Raw genomic sequence first — 26,284 nt, 5'->3', positions numbered from 1 at the left:
CTCTCATTATTAAGCGATTACCATTTTTTGTGAAATCAACATTTTTGGATGCACAATACATTGATACTCCCCATTAGTAGAAAGCTGTTGTGTATTTAATCCAATTAATACTTTGTTTACAACAATAGAACTACCTTCATGGTCAACTTGCACACTATCAGGCTTAATTGCCCACAAAAATTGACTCTCTGCTCCTACTGCACGGAAAGGAATTAAGCGTAATTTTGTCGCCCAACCAGAATCATTTTCTGGTATTTGAGGAATTTCTGTTTTGGAATAAATTTGTTCTGTTAACCAAGATGGTAAGCAATGTTCTAATGATGAAACATGCATAATCATAACGGGTGTTTTTGTTAATGGGTCATAAAGTTGGTTCCCACTGTCAATAAGACCTGCCAGTTCTAGTTCTTCTTCTGCTAATTGAATTTTTTACTTTCACAATTTGATCATAGTGTATTTTCGTGACCTCTACACTTTCAATACGCTTTTTAGAAAAATAATAAATTACTGGAAAACCAAAAATAACAAATAACCAACTAATTGGATCACCGTAAGAAATTGACTGAGATTGAACCAATCCATTTACCATTTCATTCGTTTGCAAAAAGAAATGAGTTCCAATTAATCCTCCGCCAACCATAAAGGTTACAAAGTAAAAAGTAAAAACAGTTTGTGCATAATTTCTAAATGTTGTAAACCCAAATGCTGTATACACAATAAGTAACGAGTACAGTAGTTTCATAATTGGATGTGTCATCATAGAAGCAAAAGGAGTAAAGGCAAAAATAACAATAGTTGAACCTATAAATGCCCCTAACACAAGCCTCCATTTTTTGATTTTCTTTTTTAACACGGTAGCTGTTAATAAAAGCAAAAGAAAATCAATGCAGGCGTTTAACAACCAAACAACGTCGGCGTAAACAACCAAACAATTCACCTCTTTTTTCAAGTTGAGACTAGTATAATGCATATCCAATAGGAAAGTGTGTCAATTTGCGGAGGTGTTTTTTTGTTATTTTGTGATTTCTAGACATAATCTGTCGGTAAAAAATAAAAGTACAAATTCATAGAATGATATACTCTTATTTTCACCAACAAAATATACCAAATAAAAAAAAGACCTGCTTAGCAGGTCTTTTCCATTTAAAAAACAAAAAAGGAGCATGAAAGCTCCTTTTTTTATCGTCTACGACGGTTACGTAAAAATGCTGGAATATCGATATCATCTGAATCTGAATGACGCTCATGTACAACTGGCTCTTCACGCTTCATTTCACGTTTTACTTCACGTTGTTTTGAAGGTTGAGCTACTGGTTGTTGCTGTTGTTGCGTGTGGTTCGCATTCGGACGAATAATTGGTTTTGGTGGTTGAGTTGCAATGCTATCATCAAAACCAGTTGCAATTACAGTTACAACGATATCATCTTTTAATCCTTCGTTAATAACAGAACCGAAGATCATATTTACTTCTGGATCTGAAGCTGAAGCTACGATATCTGCCGCTTCTTGTACTTCATATAAGCTTAAGTTAGCGCCACCCGTAATGTTCATGATAACACCTTGAGCTCCATCAATAGATGTTTCTAGTAATGGACTAGAAATCGCTTTTTTCGCAGCTTCTGCAGCACGATTTTCCCCGTTACCAGAACCAATACCCATTAAAGCAGAACCTCTATTAGACATAATTGTCTTTACGTCTGCAAAGTCTAAGTTAATTAAACCTGGCGTTGCAATTAAATCCGAAATACCTTGAACACCTTGACGTAATACGTTATCAGCTTCACGGAATGCTTCTAACATTGGCGTATTTTTATCAACAATCTCTAATAAGCGATCGTTTGGAATTACAATAAGAGTATCTACATTTTCTTTAAATGCTGCAATACCAGATGCTGCTTGCGTCGCACGCTTACGTCCTTCAAAAGTAAATGGACGTGTTACAACACCAACTGTTAAAGCACCTAATTCTTTTGCAACTTGAGCAACAACTGGAGCTGCACCAGTTCCAGTTCCACCGCCCATACCGGCAGTTACGAAGACCATATCCGCACCACGAAGTGCTTCTTGGATCTGTTCTTTACTTTCTTCTGCAGCTTTTTTCCCTACTTCAGGGTTTGCGCCTGCACCAAGTCCACGCGTTAATTTTCCACCAATTTGCATTTTTGTTTCAGCTTTTGATAGATTTAATGCTTGTGCATCAGTGTTCACAGCGATAAAGTCTACACCTTGTACACCGTGTTCAATCATACGGTTTACAGCATTGTTTCCGCCACCGCCGACACCGATAACTTTTATATTCGCTAATTGATCTTGAGTAGTATCAAACTCTAACATGTCGAAATCCCCCTAGAACCTCATTTTTCGTGTCCAATTTTAATCCCATAAATAACGGAATACACGTTTTACTTTTGACATCATGCGGTCATCATTTTGATTATTATTGTTTTGATTACGAGTTTTTTGTTTCGCGGGTTGCTGTTGTACCGGCGTTGGTGCTGGTGCTGGTACTGGTTCAAAATGCTCTTGCTTTTCCTGCACATTTTTCCCACGTAATTTAGCTTTTTGATAAGAATGTTTAATTAATCCAACTCCACTTGTATATTGAGGCTCACGCACACCAATATAATCAGGAGTTGCTACACGAACATTTTCATGTAAAATATCATATGCAAGATCAAGAACACCTGGCATAGAAGCAATTCCGCCAGTTAGTACATAACCAGAAGCCACTTGCTTTACTCCTAACTTACGCACTTCATCTTGAACAAACATTAAAATTTCCTCTACACGAGCCTCTATTATATCCGATAATTCTAACTGAGAATATTGTTCTGTTTGATCACTTCCCATAATAGGAACCGTAAACATCTCTTCTTCAGATGCTGTATCATAAAAAGCATGTCCATATTTCAACTTAATTTGATCTGCATTTTCTGTTGAAGTTTTCAACCCAATCGCAATATCTTTCGTTATATGGTCTCCACCTAATGGTAATACGCTCGTCGCTTGTAACTCTCCATCTTTAAAAATAGATAAAGTTGTAGATCCTCCCCCCATATCAACAAGGGCTACTCCTCTATTTTTTTCATCTGAAGATATAGCAACTGTTGCAGCCGCTAAAGGTTGAAGACAAATATCAACAATTTCAAGACCTGCTTTTTCTACACAACGAAGTAGGTTATGTAGTAAAGTTCTCGAGCCTGTAATAAGTGTACCTTCCATTTCTAATCTTACACCGATCATCCCGCGTGGATCGTTAATCTCGTCAAGACCGTCTACGATGAACTGTCGAGGTACCACATCAATAAACTCACGTTCTGGAGCAATTGACACAACTTGTGCTGCATCTAGAACGCGTAAGACATCTTCATTCCCGATTTCACGATCTTCATTTGAAACAGCGACTACTCCGTGACAAGGAAGTAGCTGTACCTGGTTTGCATTGACACCTACTACAACTTGCTCAATGTGGATTCCCACCATGCGCTCAGCTTGTTCAATTGCTTTTTTAATTGATCGAACAGTCTCGTCTATATCAACTATCGATCCCTTCTTTAAACCATTTGATTTTACATTTCCAACACCAATAATGTTTAAGCTGTCATTAACCATTTCACCAATGATGACTTTAACATTGGATGTACCGATGTCAAGACTAACATATATTTCATTGCTGTTCATTCTTTGGCACCTCCTTCTTTATTTATACCATACAACTCAATATATGGAACAACAATCGCAACTTTACTATTTATAAGAAAAATATTCAACGTCTTTATACGTTTCCCTTTTTTAACCCTATATTTTTCTTATTTTTATTTAGCATTCAATTAAGAATATCGCAGTAAACTATGAATAACTGCTTATCTTGAAATAATTCTATTTCGAGTGTAAAGTTTACCGCCAAGTATAAGTCTACACTAAGATGTACTCATAGAAAAGTGAAACTTGTACCAATACTAGTATGAATCTAAGAATTTTTACATATTTTTCATCAAATGAACCATTCTTCTAAATTCGTATATATATAATAGAACATTCGTTTCGTTTTTTCTGCTATAAGCAACGAAAACTACCATTCTATTCTTTTTTTTCTTCCGCACCTAATTCTTTCGTATATGCACCTACTTCTAAGTCAATTAATACCTTCTTACCTGGCTCAATTGTTTTTAAAATAAGTGGATAGGCTTCCATACGTTTTGCGAAATTTTGAATCGTAGTGCTCACTTCATAACCTTCATTCATATATAAAGTAAGATGATCTTCATTCGCATTCGTTGGTGAATAGCGAATCTCCGAAATAGATTTTAAAATAGCTGGTGTTAATTTTTCTAGTTCAGCGATTAACTCCTTCATTTTCTCTTCTTTAAAAGGTTCAAAAATCGGTGCTGCAACAGGAAGTTTTCCATTAGGTAGTACATCAAGCGTTTTTCCATTTTCTAACAACGGTTGTAATTTTCCCTCTTTATTTATATAACCAATCGTTAAATATTCTTCGATATGAATATCAATCTTGTTTGGAAAACGTTTTTTTACATTTACTGCTTTAATTTCTTTTCGCTTCGTTAAGTTTTCTTCAGCTTTATGTGCTGTCACTCGGAAATAACTTGTATCATATGTCACGCCTGAATCCTTCATTACTTGCTCATCCGTCATATAGTGATTTCCAAACACACTAATCTTTTTTATATTACTAAGCGGAGACCGAAAATAAATTAAAAAGAGCACTAATAAAAATAAAATTGATATGTATAAAATCAATCGATGATTAACATTTTTTTGTTTTTTTTCTTTTGATTTTTCAATTTTGGTACACGATCTTGTAGTTTAATCACTTTACTATTATTCATGTACGATCCCCCTATGTAACATAAAGAACGGCATGTTCCTCATGCCGTTCTTATCTTCTTATTATAACATAAATGATAATGAGCGGAACGAATAACCGTTATCTTCCAATGATTTCTACTTCTGTGTGCATATCTACATCAAATTTATCCTTAATTGTATGTTTTATTAATTCAATTAAAGACAATACATCTTGCGCTGAAGCTCCCCCGGTATTAACAATAAAATTGCCATGCATTTCAGAAATTTGAGCTCCACCAATCCTATAACCACGAAGCCCTGCTTTTTCTACTAAATCTCCTGCAAAATGTGGGATTGGATTCCGAAATACACTTCCTGCACACGGGTGATTCCATGGTTGCGTTTCACGGCGGTAATCTTTATTATTTTGCATACTACGTACAATTTCTTCACGTTTTCCCGCCTGTAATTGAAACACCGCCTCTAAAACAATACCAGGACGTTTCGTTTGCAATACAGATGCCCGATAAGAAAACTCCAGTTCTTTATTCGTTAACCAGTCAATTGTACCGTCTTCAAACAGAATGAGAGCCTTCGATAATACACTCGATATATCCGATTTATGTGCACCTGCATTCATGTATACTGCACCACCGACACTTCCTGGAATACCGCTCGCAAACTCCAATCCAGCTAACCCTTGACGACTAAGTAAAGTTGACAATTTAATAAGAGGATATCCACTACCAACTCTTACCTTATGTTTTTCGACCTCTAAGTGATCTAATCCTTCTCCTAAACGAATAACAACACCTTCTATGCCTTGATCAGATACAAGAAGGTTTGAACCGCGACCAATTACAGTCCACTTCGTTTTGTATTGCTTTACTAACTGTAATGTTTTTTCAATGCCGGCTACATGCTTTGGCACAATTAAAATATCCGCTGGTCCACCTATTTTCATAGTTGTATAACGTGCTAACGGCTCGTTAACTAAAACACGACCAACGTCTGCTTCTATAAGCTCATTTACTAATTGTTCCATAGACAATCTCCCCCATATTAAGTCTCCTTATGACAATAATATGCAGGGCGTTCACCTAACGTTATCCCTCTATTTACGGGCAGTACAGCTCCTAAATCAAAATTCGGCGATAACAAAGAAATTAGGCGGAATCAGGATGTCAGTAAACATCCTATTAGTGAAAGATAATAATCAACGAGAGAGAATCACTCCCCACTGATTAAAGCCTCACTTTATTTTTTTACAAGCTTATTCATTACTTCATACAGCTTATTTGCTGCATCTGGAATACCTAGTTGCTTAGCCGCTAGCTTCATATTTTGTAATGTTTGTGCATTCAATAAAATCTCATCAATATCACGAATAAGCGTTTCAGCTGTTAAATCTTTTTCAAGTAACATTTTTGCCGCTCCTTTATCAACAACTGAACGTGCATTCTTTTCCTGGTGATTATTTGTTACATACGGACTCGGTATTAACACACTTGGTTTTCCTAACGCTGTTAATTCTGCAAGTGTTGTTGCCCCAGCCCTTGAAACAACAAGGTCTACACCAGTTAGTACCTCTGGCATATTATGAATGAACGGCTTAATAATAACATTGCTTGGGTTCCCTTTTTGCTTCACGGCTTCCATCACTTTATCATAATGTACTTCACCCGTTACATATAGTATTTCGTAGCTTTTGTTCCCAAACTGTTCAATTGCTTCAACGAAGGCATCGTTAATCGGTCTAGCCCCACGACTTCCACCAAATATAAGTACAGACTTTTTAGGAAGAGAAAGCCCAACTGAACGTTTCCCCTTCATTCCATTTTGATCCATTACCTCTGATGCTCGTGGATTACCTGTCATTACCACTTTTGACTCTGGAAAATGCTCTATAGCTGCTTCAAAACAAACAGCAACTTTATCAACATAACGGCTTAAAAACTTGTTCGTTACACCTGGTACACTATTTTGTTCATGTACAATAGTTGGAATACCTAATTTGGCTGCAGCGTATACAACTGGTCCACATACATATCCACCCGTTCCAATTACGATATCCGGATTAAAACGACGAATGTATCGTTTACTATCCTGTACACCTTTTAGAAAACGCATTACTGTTTTCACATTATCTAATGATATTTTTCGTTTAAATCCACTTATAACAATAGATTGAAATGGTATACCTGCTTTTGGAACGATTGTACTCTCTAGTCCATTTTCCGTACCAATATATAAAAATCTCGCTTCTGGATTTAACTTTTTTATTTCTCTAATTAAAGCAAGAGCTGGATAAATATGACCACCAGTACCCCCACCACTCACTAATACACGCACTACTAACTCCTCCGCTTCTCTTTTCTTATTTCCATTATACTTATTTCTATATACATATTGCATTTTTACACACATACGAAAAACCCTGTCTTATAAACAGGGTTTAGTAGCGAGAATGGCGACTTATATTTAATAATACACCTACTGCCATTAACATTAATGTCAAACTTGATCCACCATAACTTAAAAACGGTAAGGTAATACCCGTAACAGGCATCAGTCCTGTTACAACACCAACATTAATCATTACTTGAATCGCAATCATCGCCACAATACCTACTGCTAAAAACGTACCATATAAATCTGGCGCTCCTAATGCGATACGAATCCCGCGCCATAATAATAGACTAAATAATAATAACACAAATGAACCACCAATAAAACCTAATTCCTCGGATAAGATCGCAAATATAAAGTCAGTTTGTGGTTCAGGTAAATAAAGAAATTTTTGTCTACTTTGTCCAAGTCCAAGCCCAAATAATCCACCAGGTCCAATTGCAAGTAATGATTGGATAATTTGAAATCCACTCCCGAGCGGATCTGACCACGGATCTAAATATGATGTAATGCGTTTCATTCGATACGGTGCTGATGCAATTAACCCTACAAATCCTGCTACACCAATCAAACCAAACATTGCAAAGTGAAAGACTCTCGCTCCCGAAATGAATATCATAATGATACATGTCCCAACCATTACCGTTCCTGTCCCAAGGTCTGGCTGTAACATAATCATCCCAAAAGCAAGAAACACAAAACTAAGGGCCGGTAATAAACCACGTTTAAAAGATGTAATCAATTTTTGCCGTTCTGCTAAAAACTTTGCCAAGAAAATAATCATCGCAAACTTCATAAATTCTGACGGTTGAATCGAAAATGCTCCGATTCCAATCCAACTTCGTGCTCCTCCTCGAACAAGACCTACTCCAGGAATAAGAACGAGAATAAGAAGAATGAAGCAAACTAGCAAAATCACTTTTGAATACGTACGCCACACCCAATAATCAATTTTCATAATAAAAAACATAGCTACTACACCCAGACCCGCAAACAGTAATTGTCTTTTTGCAAAAAAGAATGAGTCCCCCATTTTATAAGAGGCCCAAACTGCACTCGCACTATAAACCATAATCATTCCGATTGTCAACAATGAAAGTGTTACGATGATGAGAATAAAATCAGGCGTTTTCTTCATTACCCACAAACACCACCTCTTTAGGCAGAACCTTTTGCCCTATGTAACAAAACATCAGTAGGTGTTAGCCTACTGATGTTTTGATTTACTTTATATAAGTTTATGCACAGCTTGTATAAAAATGTCTCCTCTTTCTTCAAATGTTTTAAATTGATCCCAGCTTGCACACGCTGGAGAAAGAAGAACAACATCGCCATCTTTAGAATGAGCATAAGCTTTCACCACTGCTTCATCTAAAGTATCGACACTTTCAATTATATCTAATCCCGCTTTTTCTGCCGCTCTTACTAGTTTAGGAGCTGTTTGTCCAAATGTTACAATCGCTTTTACATTTTTGAAATACGGAATTAAATCATCGAATTCATTTCCGCGATCAAGCCCACCTGCTAGTAACACAATCGGTTGTGTAAACGCAGATAGTGCTTTCTCAGTCGCTAACATATTCGTTGCTTTTGAATCATTATAAAACTTACGGTTGTTAATCGTTGTTACATATTCTAAACGATGTTTTACACCCGTAAAACGTTTTAACACGACCGTAATTGCTTCATTAGAAGTACCTAATAATTTCGCAATACTCATCGCAGCTAAAATATTTTCTAAATTATGTTGACCAGGTAAAACGATATCGCTTACTTCAACAACTTTTTCACCTTTGAAATAAAGAGCGTTATCTTTTATACACGCGCCATCTTCAATTTCTTTCGTTGTCGAAAACAGGATTTTTTGACCTTTAGAATACGCAGACAAAGCCATCACATCTGCATCATCCGCATTTATTACACTATAATCATTTTCTGTTTGGTTTTTAAAAATATTTGCTTTCGCTAAACCATATTCTTTCTTCGTCCCATGATAATCTAAGTGGGCCTCAAATAAATTTAAAAACGCAGCAATTTTAGGTTGGAACAATTCTACTCCCATCAATTGAAATGATGAAAGTTCTGTAACTACAACTTCATTTTCGTTTGCATCCTGTGCTACTTCACACGCTACAGTGCCAATGTTCCCTGCAATTACAGGATGCTTTTGTCCTTCTTTTAGCATTTCAAATGTCAGCATTGTCGTCGTCGTTTTACCGTTAGACCCCGTAATCCCAACAAATGGTGCTTCTGAAATACGATATGCTAATTCAACTTCCGTAACAATCGGAATTTGCTTTTCTTTCGCAGCAACTAATATTGGATTAGAATACGGGATTCCTGGATTTTTTACTACAAGAGAAATATTTCTCTCTAATAATTCTAAAGGATGACCACCGCATACAACGTCCATTCCTTTTGCTTGTAATTCTGCAGCAAGTACATTCTCTGCTAAAGGCTTTCCGTCATTTACAATAACATTTGCCCCTAACTTTTGTAACAATGTAGCTGCTGCATAACCACTTTTTGCAATGCCTAATACAAGAATATTCTTATTTTGAAATTCAGTTACAGTTTTCAATTACATCCACACCCCGATATAAATTCCTAACACAGCTAATAAAAATCCTGCAGACCAAAACGTCACAACAACACGCCACTCTGACCAACCACATAATTCATAATGATGGTGTAATGGACTCATTTTAAAGACACGTTTTCCTGTTGTTTTAAATGAAATGACCTGAATGATAACCGATAAAGTTTCCATTACGAATACTCCGCCGATAATTACAAGTAGCAATTCTTGTTTTAATAAAATCGCTACAGCTGCAATGGCTCCACCTAAAGCTAATGAACCTGTATCTCCCATAAACACTTTTGCTGGATTCGCATTGAATACTAAAAATCCAAGTACAGCTCCTACAACTGCCATACAGAATATCGCCACTCCAAATTGCTCTTGTGCCACAGCAATAATACTAAATGCTCCAAATGCAATAGCAGCTGTTCCTGATAATAAACCATCTAAACCGTCAGTTAAGTTAACTGCATTTGATCCACCAATAAGCATAAATAGTACAAGTACGAAATACGCCCAACCTAATTCAAACTTAACATCCGTTCCCGGAATCATGATGTATGTGTGGAACGCTTGCCCTTTTCCAATTAAAAAGAATGCAATAGCAATAACAAGCTGACCTACTAATTTTTGTTTTGATGTTAAACCAAGATTTCTCTTCTTAACTACCTTTATGTAGTCATCTAAAAATCCAATCAATCCGTAACCAAACGTCACTAATAGTAATAACGAAACCTCTGCACCTAAATAATTAAACTTAATCGCCATAATAAGTGAAGTTACCATCATAGATACGTATATGACGATACCACCCATTGTTGGTGTCCCTGATTTTTTTTGATGTGACTTTGGTCCTTCATCACGAATACTCTGTCCGAACTTTAATTTTCTTAAAAATGGAATAAACAATGGCGAAAGGGCAACAGAAATTAAGAATGCTACCCCAGCCGTTACTAATAAACCTTGCTCAAGCACATGTAGTCCTCCTCTCACGTTGTTACTCTTCGTTGCTTAAACGCCCCTTAATTGCTTCTTTAGCAACTTCACGATCATCAAAATGATGAACTTCTTTACCAATAATTTGATACGTTTCATGACCCTTACCAGCAATAATAATGATATCATCTGCTTTCGCTTTAGTGATTGCATGGTGTATCGCTTCTTTTCTATCAATAATCACTTCATAATTTTTCCCACTTGCACCATGTACCATATCATCTAAAATAGCCGCTGGATCTTCACTTCTTGGATTATCTGATGTGTAAATTGCATGAGTTGCATATTTTGTTGCAACACTTGCCATTATCGGTCTCTTCGTTCGGTCCCTATCGCCGCCACAACCAACGATACAATACACATCACCTTTTGCAAATTGTTTTGCAGTTTTTAATACATTTTCTAAACTATCCGGCGTATGTGCGTAATCAACAATAACTGTATAATTTTGTCCTCCATCAACAACTTCAAAACGCCCTGGAACCCCAGCTAGTTCTTTTATAACAGCAATGATTGTTTCTAATTTCACACCCGAAACAAGTCCTGCTGCTGTTGCTGCAAGTACGTTATATACATTAAATTTACCTATTAATTTCATCGTAACATTTACACTTTCATATGGTGTGACAAGCGTAAATGTAGTCCCGCCACTCGTCATAACGATATTTTTTGCCATAATGTCACTTGTTGTATCAATACCATATGTTACAACTGTTGCTGCAGTACTTCTCATATACTCTTCTGTTACATTATCATCGCTATTCAGCACAGCGTACTTTTCACGATTATGATTATAACTATTGCCAAGCTGTGCAAATAGTAACCCTTTTGCATGTTTATATTCTTCCATCGTTTTATGATAGTCTAAATGATCTTGTGTTAAATTCGTAAACACCGCTACATCGTAATCACATCCGTGTACACGACCAAGATCTAACGCATGTGACGAAACTTCCATTACCGTGCTGTCCACACCTTGTTCAACCATTTTTGAAAACGTCTGTTGAAGTGTTAGTGCATCTGGTGTTGTATTTTTCACCTCAAATGTTTCATCACCGATTTTCATATTAATCGTTCCAATTAGCCCTGTTTTATGACCATGTGCTCGCATAATCTCATCCATAATATGCGATGTTGTTGTCTTTCCATTTGTACCTGTAATTCCGATTAAATGTAACTTGTGTGTCGGTTGACCATAAAAATAATCAGCTAAAACCGCTAACGAACGAAAAGTATTTTTCACAAGTACAACTGGAACGTCAACATCAATTGGTCTTTCCGCAACAATAGCAGCCGCTCCTTGTGCCGCTGCTTGCTTAGCAAAATCATGGCTATCAACCGTATATCCTTTCATACATACAAATAAGCTTCCCTCTTTCACTTTACGTGAATCAGCTTCTATAGATGTGATTTCTGGATTTTCTTTTGGAACAACTGGAAAATCATGCAAACATGATACAAGTGTATGCAACTTCATTTCACTAAACCCTCTCTACATTGTTTATTTATCTTTTTTCAGTAAGCAACACATTACCTCCTATATAAGGAGGTAAGTGCTACTGACCTATTTATGAATGAGACACTTACTGTCTCAAATTAAGTAACTGTTCTATAAAGAACTCACTTCCACCAATTGTACCATAAAACGTACTATGTTACCTTTAATTCCCGAAGTAAATTCTAATTTTTGAGCCTTCTTTTACTTTAGCTCCCGCTTCTGGTGATTGTTTAATTACTTTCTCTCCATCTCCACTTATATCAAGCTTCAAATCGACGAGTTGTGTTTGTAAGTCTTTCTTTTTCATTCCAATTAAATTCGGAACTTCCACAGTTGGTGTATCGCCCCATTTATATTCTTTCTCAACTTGTTCTTTTCTCGGTTTCACTCCCATAACAGGAAGTGCATCTCGAAGGATATTCCCGACAATCGGAGCTGCTACCACTCCACCAAACTGTGTAACCCCTTTTGGATTATCAACAGCTACATACACAACAATCTCTGGATCATCCGCTGGAGCAAATCCGATAAAAGATACTATATAATTATTCTCTAAATATTTACCATCCTTCACCTTTTGAGCAGTACCCGTTTTTCCACCTACGCGATATCCATCAATATAAGCACCTTTACCAGAACCTTTCGCTACAACATTCTCTAATGCATAACGAACTTTTTCTGAAGTTTCCTTGGAAATAACTTTTCTTTTCTCAACAGGTGTCTTTTTACTAACAACTTGATTATTTTTCGGATCAATAAACTCCTTAGCTATATACGGCTGATACAATGTTCCACCATTTACAGCCGCCGCTACAGCTGCTACTTGTTGAATCGGCGTAACAGAAACTCCTTGGCCGAATGAAGTTGTTGCTTGCTCTACTGGACCAACTTTATCTAAATTAAATAAAATCCCACTGCCTTCACCTTGCAAGTCAATTCCAGTCTTCTGCCCAAAACCAAAATTACGAATGTATTTAAATAATCGGTCTTTACCAAGGCGATCACCAAGTTCAATAAATCCCGGGTTACATGAGTTTTGAACGACTTCTAAAAACGTTTGACTGCCATGACCTCCTGCTTTCCAGCATTTCAATCTAGCTCCACCTACTTCAGCTGCTCCATCATCATAAAACGTATCCTTCTCTAAGTCTACTAAATTTTCATTCAATGCTGCAGCTAATGTAATGATCTTAAATGTTGAACCAGGCTCATACGTACTCCATACAGGTAGATTTCTGTTATACACTTCTGGAGAGACACTTTGAAAATCCGCTGGGTCAAAACTCGGTCGACTAGACATCCCTAAAACTTCACCATTTTTAGGGTTCATTGCAATCGCAATCATACCGTCAGGATTATAAGTTGACTCCGCAATATTCATTTCTCTTTCCATAATCCTTGTAATACGCGCATCGATTGTTAATCCTAAATTTAAACCGGCTTCTGGCTTTTTGAAATCATCACCAACATTAGGCATCCTTTGTCCTTTCGCATCTGCAAAAAAACGCACATGACCTTTGTCCCCATTTAGCTCTTTATCATAATATTTTTCTAGTCCCATAAGACCTTGGTTATCGCTACCTGCAAAACCTAATACATGTGATAAAAAGTTTCCAAATGGATAGTACCGGATAGAATCCTCTGCGATATACACGCCCTTCAGACTTAATCCTCGTACTTCTTTCGCTTTGTCATGTGATATTTTCCTTCCGCCTTTATCTAACCTTACAATCGATTCTTTTTTTGTAATCCTTTTATAAATCTCATCTTTTTCCACACCTAATACTGCAGCTAACTTCTCTGCAGTCTCTGCTGGTTTTTCAATTTGCCTCGGTACAACAAAGACAGTTGGAGCACTTTTATTCGTGGCAAGTTCCACACCATTTCGGTCTAAAATTTTCCCACGTTCGGGTTCAAAAGTAATATTACGACTCCATGAATCTTTCGCACGATCCGTTAACATATTCCCAAGAAAAAATTGCACATATCCAAGACGAATATCGATAATCGTGAAAATAAGTATACCTGATATAAGTATAAAAATAAGTCGTTTTCTAACTGTTACATTTGATACACGCATATCGGAACAAGCCTCCCTTACGCCTAGCTTGTTCCAATATATGCTTGTACTTATTTAATTAGAACTTATTCTCTTTTACCATTACGGCTTTTCTGCTTCTTGCTGTGGTTCGAGTGGCGGTACGAGTGTGACACCTAATTCTGTACCAGGTTGTAATAATGTTCCTTCCGCCACACTTTGTTCTGTTACGTATCCTGTACCAGAAGGTTTCAAGTTAAGCTGTAATGTCTTCGCTAAATTCATAACATCACGCAGTGCCCATCCTTGTATATTTGGCATTGTAGGCTTATCTCCTACCAAGAAGACTCGGTCGCCTTTTAATGTTTGTTCAGTCGCTTTTGGTACTTGTTGCTGTACTTTCCCTTCACCTAGTACGATTGGACGAAGTTTTGCTTTATCAATCGCTTTCCCCGCTTCAGCCATCGTTTTACCATTTACATCCGGAACAGTAGTTTGTTGTTCTTTCAGATGTTTTTTCGGATCTTTCACTTCATTTGGCTTAATCTTTAAATACTCTAAACTATTTTTTGTTACATATTTAAAAATATCAGCTAACGGTTGTGCACCGTTCTCATCATCTTTTAATTTCGGCTGTTTAACAGCTACATACACAACAAGTTGTGGATCGTCCATTGGTGCCATACCTAAGAATGAGAATATATAATTCTGTCTCCCTGTCATATAGCCGCCTTTTCCATCCGGAATTTGCGCTGTACCTGTTTTACCACCAACTGAATATCCATCAATTTTATAAGCTGTCCCTGTACCTTTCGGAGATGTAACAACACGTTCTAATAATTGTCTTACTTGCGCTGCTGTTTCCTTTGTAACAGGTTTTCCTACTTCTTCTGGCTTATGTTCTAATTTTACTTTGTCTGTTATCGGATCTACAATTTTATCAATTGCATAAGGTTTCATCATTTTCCCATCATTTGCAATGGCCGTTGCAGCTTGTACAAGCTGAATTGGTGTTACAGTGGAACCTTGTCCAAAAGCTGTTGTCACTTGTTGTATTTGCTGATCAAATAAAATTGTATTCGATCCTTCACCTGATAAATCAATGTTCGTTTTTTCATCTAATCCAAAACTATGAATATATTTTCGGAAACGTTCTGGACCAAGTTTTTGATCTCCTAAAATTGCAAACGCTACGTTTGAAGAACGCTCTACCCCTTCATCAAACGTGATAGAGCCCCAACCAGCACCACCGTTATGATCTTTTATTTTCCTATTTCCGACTTGATATGTCCCGGACTGATAATAATCTTGGCCTTTGTACACACCTTCATTAATAGCTGCCGCTAACGTGAAAATTTTCATTGTTGATCCAGGTTCAAATGCATTGGCAATCGCGTCATTGAAGAAATATTTAATTTGACGATCATTAGGGTCATAACTAGGTTTAGTAGACATCGCTAATATTTTCCCAGTTTTCGGATCTGCAACAATCCCTATTAAACTTTCTGGCTCATATTGCTTACTTGCTGCTTTCATCGCGTCTTCTAAATAACTTTGGACACGTTGATCGATTGTTAAATAAGCGTTATCTCCATTTTTAGGTGCCTTTACATTAACTTTTCCCCCATCAAGGGACACACCTTTACGATCACCTGTATATGCTACTTCTCCGTTCGAGGCACTTAAGTATTTATCCAAGCTTTTCTCTATGCCAAATTGACCTACCGAGGTTCCATTCTCATTTGGTTTTGCATGACCTATAACGTAAGATGCAAAATCACCGTTTGGATACACCCTTGCATTTTCTGTAATAAAAGATATCCCCGGCAACTTCAACGCTTCTATTTGTTCCTTCTTTTCTTTCGTCAAATCCTTGCCTAACGTTCCAAATTCGACTTGACTTCTACCTTCCTTATTTAAAGAAGCTAAAATATCCTCTTCGCCTTTTCCAAGTACTCCTGCAATTTTCTTTGCAGTATCTTCTTTATTCTCAACTGAGTTAGCACCTTTTAGTGCAGCTACCATTTTGTAAGATTTTGCGTCTTGCGCTAACACATGACCGTTTTGATCATAAATGGTTCCTCGGTTCGCTTCAAGAACTCCTTTTTTACTATGCTTTTGTTTAGCAAGTGCATCTAAATCCTGATTATGAACTGTTCCTGTTGATTGTATGTAAAAAAATCGGGCTAATAACAGCAAAAAGAGCAGGAGGAAAAATATCATAAAATAACCTGCTCCCTTATTGGTATGAAATTTAGTCATATTCTTCTTCATCGTTCCTTCACACCTATTGCCTTATTTGAGGCCTTTCACATTATTCGCATTAATTTCTAGCCCGTGTTTTTTTGCAACTTCAGCGATTCGTTCATAGCGACTTAACTTCTCTACTTCAGCTTGTAATTCTTGATTTTCTTTTTGCTGCTGTACAATTTTTTCTTCTATCGTCGCTGCTTCTACATTAACTTGATAAAGGCCTGCTTTATTTCCAATAAACGCGACACAGGCATACAATAAAAAGCCAATAAACGCTACATACAACAGTTTTTCGATTCTTGTAATTTTCGCTTTAACCTTCGGCTTAGCCATCTGCTGTGGGGGCGTTTGAATTTGCACCTCTTCTTGCGCTTGTTGTTTGTACTTTACAGCTAAATTAGTCATACCTCTCTCTCCCTTTTATCGTTTTTCAGCGATTCTCAACTTCGCAGAACGCGCACGATTATTTTCTTCTAGCTCTATATCAGAAGGTAAAATCGGTTTTCTTGTAATAAGCTTTAATTTCGGCTTAAATTCATCAGGAATAATCGGTAATCCTGGCGGCAATTGTGGCGTTGTACTATTTCGCTTAAACGTTGTTTTACAAATACGATCTTCTAATGAATGGAATGTTATAACACTAACCCTTCCACCTGGCTTAACCATCTCAATAGCAGATTCCAATGCTTCTTCAAATACTTTTAATTCATCATTTACAGCTATACGAATTGCCTGAAACACTCGCTTAGCAGGATGCCCACCCGTTCTACGAGCTGGAGCCGGAATACCTTCTTTAATTAGCTCTACTAATTCTCCTGTCGTTTCAATAGCTTTATTCTCACGATAAGCTTCAATTTTTCTTGCAATTTGTTTTGAAAATTTCTCTTCACCGTATTGGAAGAAAATCCTTACAAGTTGTTCATATGACCAGCTATTTACAACATCATACGCTGTTAATGGGGCATCTTGATCCATCCGCATATCTAGCGGTGCATCATGATGATAACTAAAGCCTCGTTCTGGTGTATCTAATTGTGGGGATGAAACACCTAAATCAAATAAAATACCATCTACTTCTGTTATACCTATTTCCTGCAGTTTTTCAGCTAAATAACGGAAGTTACTCTTTACTGTTATAAACTGTTCACCGTATGAAGAGAACTTTTCTTTCGCGTTTTGAATCGCTATCTCATCTTGATCAAACGCTATTAATTTTCCACCTTCAGTTAATTGGGATAATAAATAAGAACTATGTCCTCCTCCCCCCAGTGTACAATCTACATATGTACCATCTGGCTTTATATCTAAGCCGTCTACTGTTTCCTTTAAAAGCACTGTTACGTGTTTAAACATTGTTGCACCTACTCTTTTTCCAATTAATTATGTTGAATGTATCCCTTCCTCTAAACACATATTTCACGCTTAGAGAATGAAATAATACGAAAGAACGACTCATTTAACTTACCAACAAAGGCAACATACTATACAAATCGCTATTTTCTTTTATTATATACTAAATTTTATCATCTTTTGCGGGAATTTAAATAAAAAACTGTCGAAAAAGCGAATAATACGTTTACATTTTGTGCTATTTTGTCATATATTTAAGTATCCAACACAATTGCCATATCTAACATTTTTTGATTGATAATTCAGAAAAAAATCACTTCACAGTAAATTCAACGGAATAAAAATAAAATCCTGCTCCAAAGAGCAAGATTTTATAGTTTTATAACATGATGTTTTCCATCCCAAGAAAAAGGGTTTTCCATTACACGATTAACGAAATCTAAACCAAACTGATTTAAATAATAACATACATTCCACACACGTTCTTGCGGTGCACCTAATGGACGAAGTGCGAATTGTATACGGCGGAATTTATTTAGCTGAACCTCATACTTTTTCTCAACATTTCTTTTCAACATTCTTTCCAACAGTTCAATTTGTTCATTAATTTTCAATTCGTTTTTCCCTGCAAACGCACCTAACCCTGGCTCTATTTTCTTTACAAATTGCTGTAAAGATGTATGAATATCGGCAATTTCTTTTTTCGCCTTTTCAAAATGATCATCAATCGGTTCCTCTATTTGATTAGACAACCAGTTTTCACGCAGTTTATCGACATCATTTAAAAACGGATCAATTTCTCTCAATTGCAGATCGAATAAATCTGTCGCTATATCTCTCTCCACATAAGTAATTGTAAGACGAGGAACGACAGGTGGCATTTGAAAACCGACAGTATGGAATACTTGTTGTAATTCACTCCAATAAGCTAATTCCCCTGGACCTCCAATAAATGCGAGCGTAGGAAATACATACTCTTGCATAAGAGGACGTGTTACAACATTATTACTAAAACGTGCCGGATTTCTCTCCATCTCTTCAATCAACTCTTCGTATGAAAAGGAATGCGCCCCATCCTTTCCAACAAACTTACCTTGATGCTCTTCAAGCAATACTCGTTCATTATCTATTTCCATGAATATATGCACTGCATGAGACTTCGTTTCAATAATCGGTTTGTATCCTAGTTCTTTAATTACTTCCTGCTGATTACGAAGGCCCTCTTGTACCTCTTTATACTTACTTATAATTCGCTTGAAAAATGGAATTTCTAACTTTCTTAATTCAGGATGATGTGAATCAACAAGGATTAAACCAGAATTAGCAAAGATTTTCGTAATAAGATGAGCAAAGAAATCTACATACGTATTCGATTTTTTCAAAGCATCATCAACAAATTTTAATACATCTTTTGTAAAATTTGTTTCTGGGTATGTTTTAAAAATCTCTTCAATCCAATTTCTACAATCTTCAACAGAAAGTTCAGACTCAGAAGCACTTGCCTTTTTCGGATTACGGTCATAAAAAATAGTTTTTTTCATCTTTTTATTTTTCGCTACAAAAGTATGATTAATCTCATCCATATCATGGTCTTCACCCGCAATCCAGAAGACAGGGACAACTTTAACTCCTAAACTTTCTTCCTTTTCCTTTGCAAGCTGCAAAATTGAAATAACTTTATGAATTGTATAAAGCGGTCCAGTTAATAACCCCGCTTGTTGTCCAGCTATAACAACATATGTATTTTCATCTCCAAGCGCTTTTACATTTTGAAGTGTAGATTCTCCCGCTTGTAATTTTGTATTATATTCTAATAAATGCGCTACTAAATCTTGGCGGAAAAACTCCCTTTCACGCAAATCATGTAAACGTTGTTTAAAAGCATCTTCTGTTAACATATAATCAAAACATGACTGTATCTCTTTTTTACCGTTCATATAGTCCGCTACAATACCTTGTTGCGGAACAGAGATTTCTTTTATCTCCATATAATTCTTCCTTTCGTATCCAGTTCTCTCACCAATCCACATTGTAGTCAATGTTTCACGTAAAAGCAAAGAATAACACTTATACTCTTGTTTCTAAACCTTTTATTGCATCGAACAAAAATTGAAGTGTCGGAACTGGTCGTTGCTGTTTCTTAGCTTCTTCTAATACATATCCAACAATCGCATTAATTTCCGTCTGTCTACTCGCTCTTACATCCGCTAGCATAGAAGATGTATTACGAGACGTTCCTTCACACACATTTCGTACCATTTGCCATACCATTTCTTTTTCTCCTCTAATAAGAAATGCTGCCTCCTGAAACACTTGCTCCATCATTTGATAAAAAAAACGATTCGTGATTAATTCACCATTCTTAACTCCCAATAGTGCTGTCAACGGATTGATACATACATTTACTACTAATTTTTTATGCATAATCTCTTCCCAATCCGTTTCTATTTGAACTGGAAAATAAGCAAAAGGAAAATAATTGAATATTTTTTTCAAATGTATAGATTGACCACAAACCACTCCAAATTTTGTTATTCCTATCCCAGTATGATGAACGATATGCCCTCCCTCTTTTTTCGCACCATGTTCTACAATACCAACAGCTATATTTTTACTCCCTATGTTCAGCATCTTTTGAAGATGCGACATTCCGTTTTGCAAAAAGATTAATGATGATGCCCCTTCCACAAACGGTAGTACGTCATCTATATGATATTGCTTCACAGCAATAAATATATAATCTAAATTTTGCGCTACCATACTTTCTATCGGTAAAACAGATGGATATACTGTTTCACATCTTCCATCTCTAATACAAGTTACACCTGTTTCATTTAATTCTTCAGCTTGCTTAGCTGTTCTTGTAAACAACGTAACATCTTGGTTATTTTTTTGTAAATAAAATGTATACAATAGACCAATAGCACCTGGTCCGACAATTCCAATTTTCATTTTTACACAAGGAATTCACACTAAGTGCCCTTGCCTTCCCCCCTTTATATCTTTTTAAAGCACCTGAGTACGCCCTATAATTCCGCTGTCCTCTGCCCAACAAATATACTCTCATTTTTCACTATGTATGTACCACCTATTAATACGCTTCTACTCTTAGTTTAGCAAATCCTCAAAAAAATAAAAAAAGAAATATACTATCTTCTTCATAAAAATAAAAAAATGAGTTATACTATTATTATAAATATTTTTACTTTTCTGCATTCAACGAGACAAGAAAAGGATGTGATGTAATGGGATTCCCAAAAGTTGAGCGCTTGCTCATCAATTATAAAACGTTAGATGAATTCAAAAAATTTAAAGGGTGCGGAGCCCAGGAACTATCTATGCTGGAAGAATTACAAGCAAACATTATTGAAAACGACAGTGAATCTCCATTTTACGGTATTTATTATGGCGGATCACTAATCGCACGTATGAGTCTATATATGAAAAGAAACGGTGGAGAACCATTCGAAATTACAGGTCCCTACCTAGAACTTTATAAACTTGAAGTATTACCAACTTTTCAAAAACAAGGATTCGGGCAAATGCTTGTAAATCATGCGAAACAAATGCAATTTCCTATTAAAACGATAGCACGTATTCATTCAGCTGGTTTTTGGGATAAATTAAATTTCAACCCCGTATCAGTAACTGATGGAGATTTTTATATTTGGCAGCCAGAAGCAAATTTGAATGCGGTTACAAACGAAGAATCGGCTTAAGAAATAAAAAAACAGCTGTATAACAGCTGTTTTTTATTTCTTAAGCTTCTCTAACTTCTCATTCGAGCGAGCATTGTTTCTTTCCGCTACCATTACACTTCTTTTTTGATCGATATAATCAAGTAGTGTTCTATACTCTTCTTCATATACTGATAATCGCTCCAGAAGACGCTCTCTTTCTGTTTGTAATGATTCAACTTGTTGTTGCAACACCGTTAAAGAGTTTTCATCTTTATAATTTTGCAAGAAATCAATAACATCATTCAACGTAATTGACGTAGGTTCTAACACCTTTGTCTCTTTCACTTCATAATTTTCTACTTTACGAAGTTGCTTTGCTTCCTCAATACGTTCTTTATATTGCTTTCTTACGTAAGAATTCCATCTAAACCCACATGCTGCTGGTGTACGAGATAAATTTTTCCCCACTTCCTTAAAGGCAGAAAGTTGTGTTCCACCTTCTCGAATATGCCGGAGTACTACTTCTGCCAGAAGCAAATCTTCATCATCAGTCCAAGCATCTTGTCTTGTTGTCGCCATCTCTCTAGTCCTCCCTATGCATTTTTTATTAAGCATATGCAGTTACTAGAAAAGATAGAATACAACAACTAAAGATTAAGACAAAAAAAATAAACGCAGAAGATATCTTCTGCGTTTATTTTCCCGCAATTACTTGCTGATTACTTCTTTACCTTTGTAAGTACCGCATGCTTTACATACACGGTGAGCTAATTTCGCTTCACCACAGCTTGGGCACTCTACCATACCAGGTACTGATAATTTGAAATGCGTACGACGCTTTCTTTTTACTGTTTTAGAAGTTCTTCTAAAAGGTACAGCCATTCTTCCCACCTCCTTAAAAGAAATAGTTATTTTCATATGAAGGCCTGAACCAGTCTTCCGATTATTTGTCAAAAAACTTTGCAAGTCCTGCCAATCTTGGATCAACAGTCTTTTCTTTGTCTTCTTCCGAAATCACTTGCCAGTCTTGACCTTGCGTCGGTGCTCCACCAGAAACATCATCACTGAAAATTTGCATTGGAATCTCCAAAAGTATATTTTCCTTGATTACGGGCAGTAAGTCAAGTACTTCTCCTTCTAAAGAATGAATTTCAGCTTCAGTTTCAAATTCTTCTTGTGAAGTTTGGAACACCTCAGTTGTTTTAATGTCAAATGGTAATGTCACATCTACTAAAGAGCGAGAACATGGTAAAACCATGCTTCCAGTTATATGTAGATGAAACGTAAACTTACCGGAGCCAAAATCAACTCTTCCCGTTACATGAACAGGATTAATTTCACGAATATCTTTCTCGACCTCTTTTAGCTCACTTACATCTACCATCTCATCCAATGTCAATCCTTTATTTCTCAATTTATTCAATTGATGGATGGACCATTTCATATCATATCACCTCAAGGCAACAAACAAAATTATAGCTAGCCATTTTATATTTGTCAATGTTTTTTCTTTACACTATAATGAAGTCATCATAGTAAATAATATATAGAGTATCACGTTTTTCAAAAAGATGCTACATCGAAAGGAGAGATTACCATAAAAGCTGGTGGTATTGTTGTTGAATATAACCCTTTTCATAACGGTCATCTTTATCATGTGCAACAGACAAAAAAGTTAACACAATCTGATATAATAATTGCCGTTATGAGTGGTCCTTTTTTACAGCGTGGTGAGCCCGCACTCATTTCCAAATGGTATCGCACTAAAATGGCCTTAGCAAACGGCGTAGACCTTGTTGTAGAGCTTCCATACGTCTTTGCAACACAAAAGGCTGAAACCTTCGCAAATGGTGCTATTTCCATTTTAAATGCCCTACGTGTTTCTGAAATTTGTTTCGGTAGTGAGGATGGACAAATCGAAAATTTTTATAATACCATCTCCGTACAAAAAAACGAAGAAGAGACTTTTAACTACCTTGTAAAACAATTCATGGACGCTGGTAATAGTTATGCAAAAGCAACATCGGATGCTTTCTCACACATTTTAACATCTGAAAAAAACATAGATATGTCACAACCAAATAATATTTTAGGCTTCCAATATATGAAAGCAATTCTGTCACAAAATAGCTCTATACAAGCTCAAACTATAAAAAGATTTGCCTCTCATTATCATGATGAAACATTTAATGACCAACATATTGCAAGCGCAACAAGCATCCGAAAACAACTCTTTAGCGAAGAAGGATCATTTACAACAATTAAACCTTTTCTCCCACAGGCAACCACTTCGCTTTTAGCAAATTACAAACAAAACTACGGGATATTACATAATTGGGAACAATACTTTTCATTTTTTAAATATAGACTCATGACAATGTCTCCAGGGGACTTACGACATATATATGAAATAGAAGAAGGTTTAGAGCATCGTATTTTATCAAAAATACAAAACAGTTCCTCCTTCTATTCATTCATGGAAGCATTAAAAACAAAACGTTATACATGGACTAGATTACAAAGAGCTTGTACACACATTTTAACAAACACAACAAAAGAAGAAATACGTAGCGCAAATATAAAACAACACGCACCATATATTCGCCTGCTAGGCATGTCACAAAAAGGACAAACTTACCTTTCAAAAAACAAGAAAAAAATCGAACTTCCAATCCTTACTCATACAAAAACATTCGACCATGCCGCTTTAGATATAGAGAAAAAAGCAAACTCTGTATATTTCTCCATCATGCACGAACCGTTACGCACACAACTATTAAAACAGGATATAACACACCATCCTATTCGCTATGATGAAACAACTACAAAATTCCTATAAAAAACCTCTCTATTTCAGAGAGGTTTTTTCCTTATCCATCTTTTCTAAATATGTTAACGCATCATCCAGCGTATCTACTGGTACAATTTTCATTTTTGTTTTAATATCCTTTGCAGTCTCAAGTGCATCTTTATAGTTCGATTTCTCCGCACCTTTTTCATTTGGCGCAAAGAACACTTCAGCCCCCGCATCGCTAGCAGCCACCACTTTTTGATTTATACCACCAATTGGGCCCACTTCTCCTTTTTCATTAATTGTACCTGTTCCAGCTATTTCATGTCCTTTCGTTAAGTCTTCTTCCACAAGTTGATTATATATTTCTAATGTGAACATTAAACCTGCGGATGGTCCACCAATTTCATGAGAATTAATTTTCACTTTCGGATCGACCACTAATTCTCTTTCCGTAACGATAGAAACACCTATACCGACACGTCCATTCCCATTAGGAATCGTCTTTACATTTAAATTCTCTTTCAATTGTTTTCCATTTCTCATGTACTCAATACTTACAGCATCGTTTTCTTTTTTCCCTGTCATATATTCAATAAATTGCTCCGTCTTTTCAAATGTTTTTCCGTCAACAGCTATAATAACATCACCAAGCTTAAGCTTTCCTTCTGACGGCATTCCTTTTGCCACACCAGCAACTAATACACCTTTATTTTCAAAAGATACTGAGCGATTTGCACGTTTATATGCATTATAAATTGCTGCATTTTGCGAATCTTTCATCGCATAATTTTGGCGAAATTGATATTCTTCATCACTCTCACCTTTTTGCAATATTTCTTCCGCTTTCGAAATATGTGTATATTTATTAAACTGTGCCGCTATTAAATTCACCACATTTGCTGGTCCCATTGAAACCGTAACAAGCATAAAATCACCAGATTCTTTCGTTCCACCCTCAACTTGAACATAAGGCTCTAATTTGGCAGCCATTCCTGGTTTTGTTATATAATACGGTAAACGTACGTAAACAAGTAACATCGCCAATATAACCCCTATTAAGATTGCATATATAAACCGAAAACGCTTAAACATTATGTTTCTCCTTCCACTGCTCAATTAATAAATAAATATTTGAAATATGTTTTTCTGCTTCTACTTCTCCAACTCGAATAATGTCTTCAATGTTTGTAAAAGCACGTGAACTAAATTGCTCTACAGCTGGTCGCATCATTAAATCCGATGCAATTTGCCGATTCATTACAAGCTCATGCTGCATAATTTCAATACTTTGCATGATTACGTCATAAATGGACGTAACATCGCCATTCACCTTAATTGGAGATACATCAACAGCGATAACAATATCGGCCCCTAACTCTTTCACAACCGATACTGGGATGCGATCAATGACTCCACCATCCACTAATAATCTTCCATCTATTTTTTCTGGTACAAACACTCCAGGAACAGATATGCTAGCCCTCACCGCATCTGCAACTGGCCCACTTGTAAAAACCACTTTTTCCCCCTTCAATATGTCAGTAGCCACAACAGCCGTCGGGATATCTAACTCTTCTAAATTTTTATTATATGTAAACATTTTAATCATATCTTTGACACGTTTTCCAGCAATAAATCCCATTTTCGGTACCGTGAAATCTAAATAATACTTCCGCTTAAAAACAGATGCCAATTTATACAATCTTTCAACGTTACTACTTGCCGCATAAAACGTACCTATTAGCGCCCCCATACTACTTCCTGCAATCATGTGAATAGGGATACCAGCTTCCCTTAAAACCTTTATTACACCAATATGAGCAAACCCTTTCGCTCCTCCAGACCCAAGTGCTAAACCAATCTTTGGTTCTTTCAT

21 protein-coding genes and 2 pseudogenes are annotated in these 26,284 nt (G+C 36.3%); 2 read left to right on the top strand and 21 right to left on the bottom strand.

What is annotated here, in order from left to right; genetic code table 11:
• Window positions 1–9 precede the first annotated feature (9 nt).
• From spoIIGA to panE, 16 genes and pseudogenes are all read right to left on the bottom strand, one after another.
• A pseudogene (gene spoIIGA, locus HMPREF1014_RS04935) lies at window positions 10–928 on the bottom strand (sigma-E processing peptidase SpoIIGA).
• 251 nt (window positions 929–1,179) lie between these two features.
• Window positions 1,180–2,334, bottom strand: coding sequence for a cell division protein FtsZ (gene ftsZ, locus HMPREF1014_RS04930; protein ID WP_000888984.1), 1,155 nt, complete (start codon window positions 2,332–2,334; stop codon window positions 1,180–1,182).
• 39 nt (window positions 2,335–2,373) lie between these two features.
• Window positions 2,374–3,681, bottom strand: a complete 1,308-nt coding sequence (gene ftsA / locus HMPREF1014_RS04925; protein ID WP_001087557.1) for a cell division protein FtsA — start codon at window positions 3,679–3,681, stop codon at window positions 2,374–2,376.
• Window positions 3,682–4,080: 399 nt separating this feature from the next.
• Window positions 4,081–4,850 (bottom strand): annotated as a pseudogene (gene divIB, locus HMPREF1014_RS04920) (cell division protein DivIB).
• 98 nt (window positions 4,851–4,948) lie between these two features.
• Window positions 4,949–5,854, bottom strand: a complete 906-nt coding sequence (gene murB, locus HMPREF1014_RS04915; RefSeq protein WP_000437024.1) for a UDP-N-acetylmuramate dehydrogenase — start codon at window positions 5,852–5,854, stop codon at window positions 4,949–4,951.
• 212 nt (window positions 5,855–6,066) lie between these two features.
• Window positions 6,067–7,161, bottom strand: a complete 1,095-nt coding sequence (gene murG, locus HMPREF1014_RS04910; protein WP_021728036.1) for an undecaprenyldiphospho-muramoylpentapeptide beta-N-acetylglucosaminyltransferase — start codon at window positions 7,159–7,161, stop codon at window positions 6,067–6,069.
• Window positions 7,162–7,264: 103 nt separating this feature from the next.
• Window positions 7,265–8,356, bottom strand: a complete 1,092-nt coding sequence (gene spoVE, locus HMPREF1014_RS04905) for a stage V sporulation protein E (protein ID WP_000753520.1) — start codon at window positions 8,354–8,356, stop codon at window positions 7,265–7,267.
• A gap of 90 nt (window positions 8,357–8,446) precedes the next feature.
• Window positions 8,447–9,799 (bottom strand): UDP-N-acetylmuramoyl-L-alanine--D-glutamate ligase, encoded by a 1,353-nt coding sequence (gene murD / locus HMPREF1014_RS04900; RefSeq protein WP_000860127.1) that lies wholly within the window; start codon window positions 9,797–9,799, stop codon window positions 8,447–8,449.
• Window positions 9,800–10,774, bottom strand: a complete 975-nt coding sequence (mraY, locus tag HMPREF1014_RS04895) for a phospho-N-acetylmuramoyl-pentapeptide-transferase (RefSeq protein ID WP_000893060.1) — start codon at window positions 10,772–10,774, stop codon at window positions 9,800–9,802.
• Window positions 10,775–10,796: 22 nt separating this feature from the next.
• On the bottom strand, window positions 10,797–12,272 hold the full coding sequence (murE, locus tag HMPREF1014_RS04890) for a UDP-N-acetylmuramoyl-L-alanyl-D-glutamate--2,6-diaminopimelate ligase (RefSeq protein WP_000766316.1): 1,476 nt from the start codon (window positions 12,270–12,272) through the stop codon (window positions 10,797–10,799).
• Between the two features lie 184 nt (window positions 12,273–12,456).
• Complete coding sequence (locus tag HMPREF1014_RS04885; RefSeq protein ID WP_001266237.1) at window positions 12,457–14,373, bottom strand: stage V sporulation protein D; 1,917 nt, start codon at window positions 14,371–14,373, stop codon at window positions 12,457–12,459.
• A gap of 81 nt (window positions 14,374–14,454) precedes the next feature.
• Window positions 14,455–16,605 (bottom strand): penicillin-binding transpeptidase domain-containing protein, encoded by a 2,151-nt coding sequence (locus tag HMPREF1014_RS04880; protein WP_000739953.1) that lies wholly within the window; start codon window positions 16,603–16,605, stop codon window positions 14,455–14,457.
• 21 nt (window positions 16,606–16,626) lie between these two features.
• On the bottom strand, window positions 16,627–16,989 hold the full coding sequence (gene ftsL / locus HMPREF1014_RS04875) for a cell division protein FtsL (RefSeq protein WP_000182804.1): 363 nt from the start codon (window positions 16,987–16,989) through the stop codon (window positions 16,627–16,629).
• Between the two features lie 15 nt (window positions 16,990–17,004).
• Window positions 17,005–17,937 (bottom strand): 16S rRNA (cytosine(1402)-N(4))-methyltransferase RsmH, encoded by a 933-nt coding sequence (gene rsmH, locus HMPREF1014_RS04870; RefSeq protein WP_000472508.1) that lies wholly within the window; start codon window positions 17,935–17,937, stop codon window positions 17,005–17,007.
• 368 nt (window positions 17,938–18,305) lie between these two features.
• Window positions 18,306–19,922, bottom strand: a complete 1,617-nt coding sequence (gene bshC, locus HMPREF1014_RS04865; protein WP_000403028.1) for a bacillithiol biosynthesis cysteine-adding enzyme BshC — start codon at window positions 19,920–19,922, stop codon at window positions 18,306–18,308.
• Window positions 19,923–20,001: 79 nt separating this feature from the next.
• Window positions 20,002–20,886, bottom strand: coding sequence for a 2-dehydropantoate 2-reductase (gene panE, locus HMPREF1014_RS04860; protein WP_000690047.1), 885 nt, complete (start codon window positions 20,884–20,886; stop codon window positions 20,002–20,004).
• A 293-nt stretch (window positions 20,887–21,179) separates the two neighbouring features.
• Here panE and HMPREF1014_RS04855 point away from each other — a divergent pair, with 293 nt between their 5' ends.
• Window positions 21,180–21,653: an N-acetyltransferase gene (locus HMPREF1014_RS04855; RefSeq protein ID WP_000506695.1), complete on the top strand. Its 474-nt coding sequence runs from the start codon at window positions 21,180–21,182 to the stop codon at window positions 21,651–21,653.
• A gap of 33 nt (window positions 21,654–21,686) precedes the next feature.
• Here HMPREF1014_RS04855 and HMPREF1014_RS04850 read toward each other — a convergent pair whose 3' ends face one another.
• The 3 genes from HMPREF1014_RS04850 to HMPREF1014_RS04840 form a co-directional block, all read right to left on the bottom strand.
• Window positions 21,687–22,193 (bottom strand): RsfA family transcriptional regulator, encoded by a 507-nt coding sequence (locus HMPREF1014_RS04850; protein ID WP_000246468.1) that lies wholly within the window; start codon window positions 22,191–22,193, stop codon window positions 21,687–21,689.
• 129 nt (window positions 22,194–22,322) lie between these two features.
• On the bottom strand, window positions 22,323–22,496 hold the full coding sequence (rpmF, locus tag HMPREF1014_RS04845) for a 50S ribosomal protein L32 (protein ID WP_001984764.1): 174 nt from the start codon (window positions 22,494–22,496) through the stop codon (window positions 22,323–22,325).
• A 61-nt stretch (window positions 22,497–22,557) separates the two neighbouring features.
• On the bottom strand, window positions 22,558–23,058 hold the full coding sequence (locus HMPREF1014_RS04840) for a YceD family protein (protein WP_000872149.1): 501 nt from the start codon (window positions 23,056–23,058) through the stop codon (window positions 22,558–22,560).
• 213 nt (window positions 23,059–23,271) lie between these two features.
• On the opposite strand from HMPREF1014_RS04840, the gene HMPREF1014_RS04835 reads away from it, so the two are divergent.
• Window positions 23,272–24,453 carry a nucleotidyltransferase gene (locus tag HMPREF1014_RS04835; protein ID WP_009326554.1) on the top strand — a complete coding sequence of 394 codons (1,182 nt, stop codon included), beginning with the start codon at window positions 23,272–23,274 and terminating at the stop codon, window positions 24,451–24,453.
• A 9-nt stretch (window positions 24,454–24,462) separates the two neighbouring features.
• Here the strand turns inward: HMPREF1014_RS04835 and HMPREF1014_RS04830 are convergent, their stop codons facing one another.
• Together HMPREF1014_RS04830 and HMPREF1014_RS04825 are read right to left on the bottom strand one after the other, a co-directional pair.
• Complete coding sequence (locus tag HMPREF1014_RS04830; RefSeq protein WP_000476280.1) at window positions 24,463–25,500, bottom strand: SepM family pheromone-processing serine protease; 1,038 nt, start codon at window positions 25,498–25,500, stop codon at window positions 24,463–24,465.
• Window positions 25,493–26,284 (bottom strand): patatin-like phospholipase family protein, encoded by a 792-nt coding sequence (locus tag HMPREF1014_RS04825; protein WP_000662588.1) that lies wholly within the window; start codon window positions 26,282–26,284, stop codon window positions 25,493–25,495. The genes HMPREF1014_RS04830 and HMPREF1014_RS04825 overlap by 8 nt, the downstream gene beginning before the upstream one ends.

The organism is Bacillus sp. 7_6_55CFAA_CT2 (assembly GCF_000238655.1).
Lineage (GTDB): Bacteria > Bacillota > Bacilli > Bacillales > Bacillaceae_G > Bacillus_A > Bacillus_A cereus.
This window is presented reverse-complemented; position numbering and strand designations above follow the sequence as displayed.

Excerpts from the sequence above, each read along its gene's own strand:
- ftsZ (WP_000888984.1), bottom strand. The coding sequence starts at position 2,334 with ATGTTAGAGTTTGATACTACTCAAGATCAATTAGCGAATATAAAAGTT.
- ftsA (WP_001087557.1), bottom strand. The coding sequence starts at position 3,681 with ATGAACAGCAATGAAATATATGTTAGTCTTGACATCGGTACATCCAAT.
- murB (WP_000437024.1), bottom strand. The coding sequence starts at position 5,854 with ATGGAACAATTAGTAAATGAGCTTATAGAAGCAGACGTTGGTCGTGTT.
- spoVE (WP_000753520.1), bottom strand. The coding sequence starts at position 8,356 with ATGAAGAAAACGCCTGATTTTATTCTCATCATCGTAACACTTTCATTG.
- murE (WP_000766316.1), bottom strand. The coding sequence starts at position 12,272 with ATGAAGTTGCATACACTTGTATCATGTTTGCATGATTTTCCAGTTGTT.
- HMPREF1014_RS04885 (WP_001266237.1), bottom strand. The coding sequence starts at position 14,373 with ATGCGTGTATCAAATGTAACAGTTAGAAAACGACTTATTTTTATACTT.
- HMPREF1014_RS04880 (WP_000739953.1), bottom strand. The coding sequence starts at position 16,605 with ATGAAGAAGAATATGACTAAATTTCATACCAATAAGGGAGCAGGTTAT.
- ftsL (WP_000182804.1), bottom strand. The coding sequence starts at position 16,989 with ATGACTAATTTAGCTGTAAAGTACAAACAACAAGCGCAAGAAGAGGTG.
- rsmH (WP_000472508.1), bottom strand. The coding sequence starts at position 17,937 with ATGTTTAAACACGTAACAGTGCTTTTAAAGGAAACAGTAGACGGCTTA.
- bshC (WP_000403028.1), bottom strand. The coding sequence starts at position 19,922 with ATGGAGATAAAAGAAATCTCTGTTCCGCAACAAGGTATTGTAGCGGAC.
- panE (WP_000690047.1), bottom strand. The coding sequence starts at position 20,886 with ATGAAAATTGGAATTGTCGGACCAGGTGCTATTGGTCTATTGTATACA.
- HMPREF1014_RS04855 (WP_000506695.1), top strand. The coding sequence starts at position 21,180 with ATGGGATTCCCAAAAGTTGAGCGCTTGCTCATCAATTATAAAACGTTA.
- HMPREF1014_RS04850 (WP_000246468.1), bottom strand. The coding sequence starts at position 22,193 with ATGGCGACAACAAGACAAGATGCTTGGACTGATGATGAAGATTTGCTT.
- rpmF (WP_001984764.1), bottom strand. The coding sequence starts at position 22,496 with ATGGCTGTACCTTTTAGAAGAACTTCTAAAACAGTAAAAAGAAAGCGT.
- HMPREF1014_RS04840 (WP_000872149.1), bottom strand. The coding sequence starts at position 23,058 with ATGAAATGGTCCATCCATCAATTGAATAAATTGAGAAATAAAGGATTG.
- HMPREF1014_RS04830 (WP_000476280.1), bottom strand. The coding sequence starts at position 25,500 with ATGTTTAAGCGTTTTCGGTTTATATATGCAATCTTAATAGGGGTTATA.
- HMPREF1014_RS04825 (WP_000662588.1), bottom strand. The coding sequence starts at position 26,284 with ATGAAAGAACCAAAGATTGGTTTAGCACTTGGGTCTGGAGGAGCGAAA.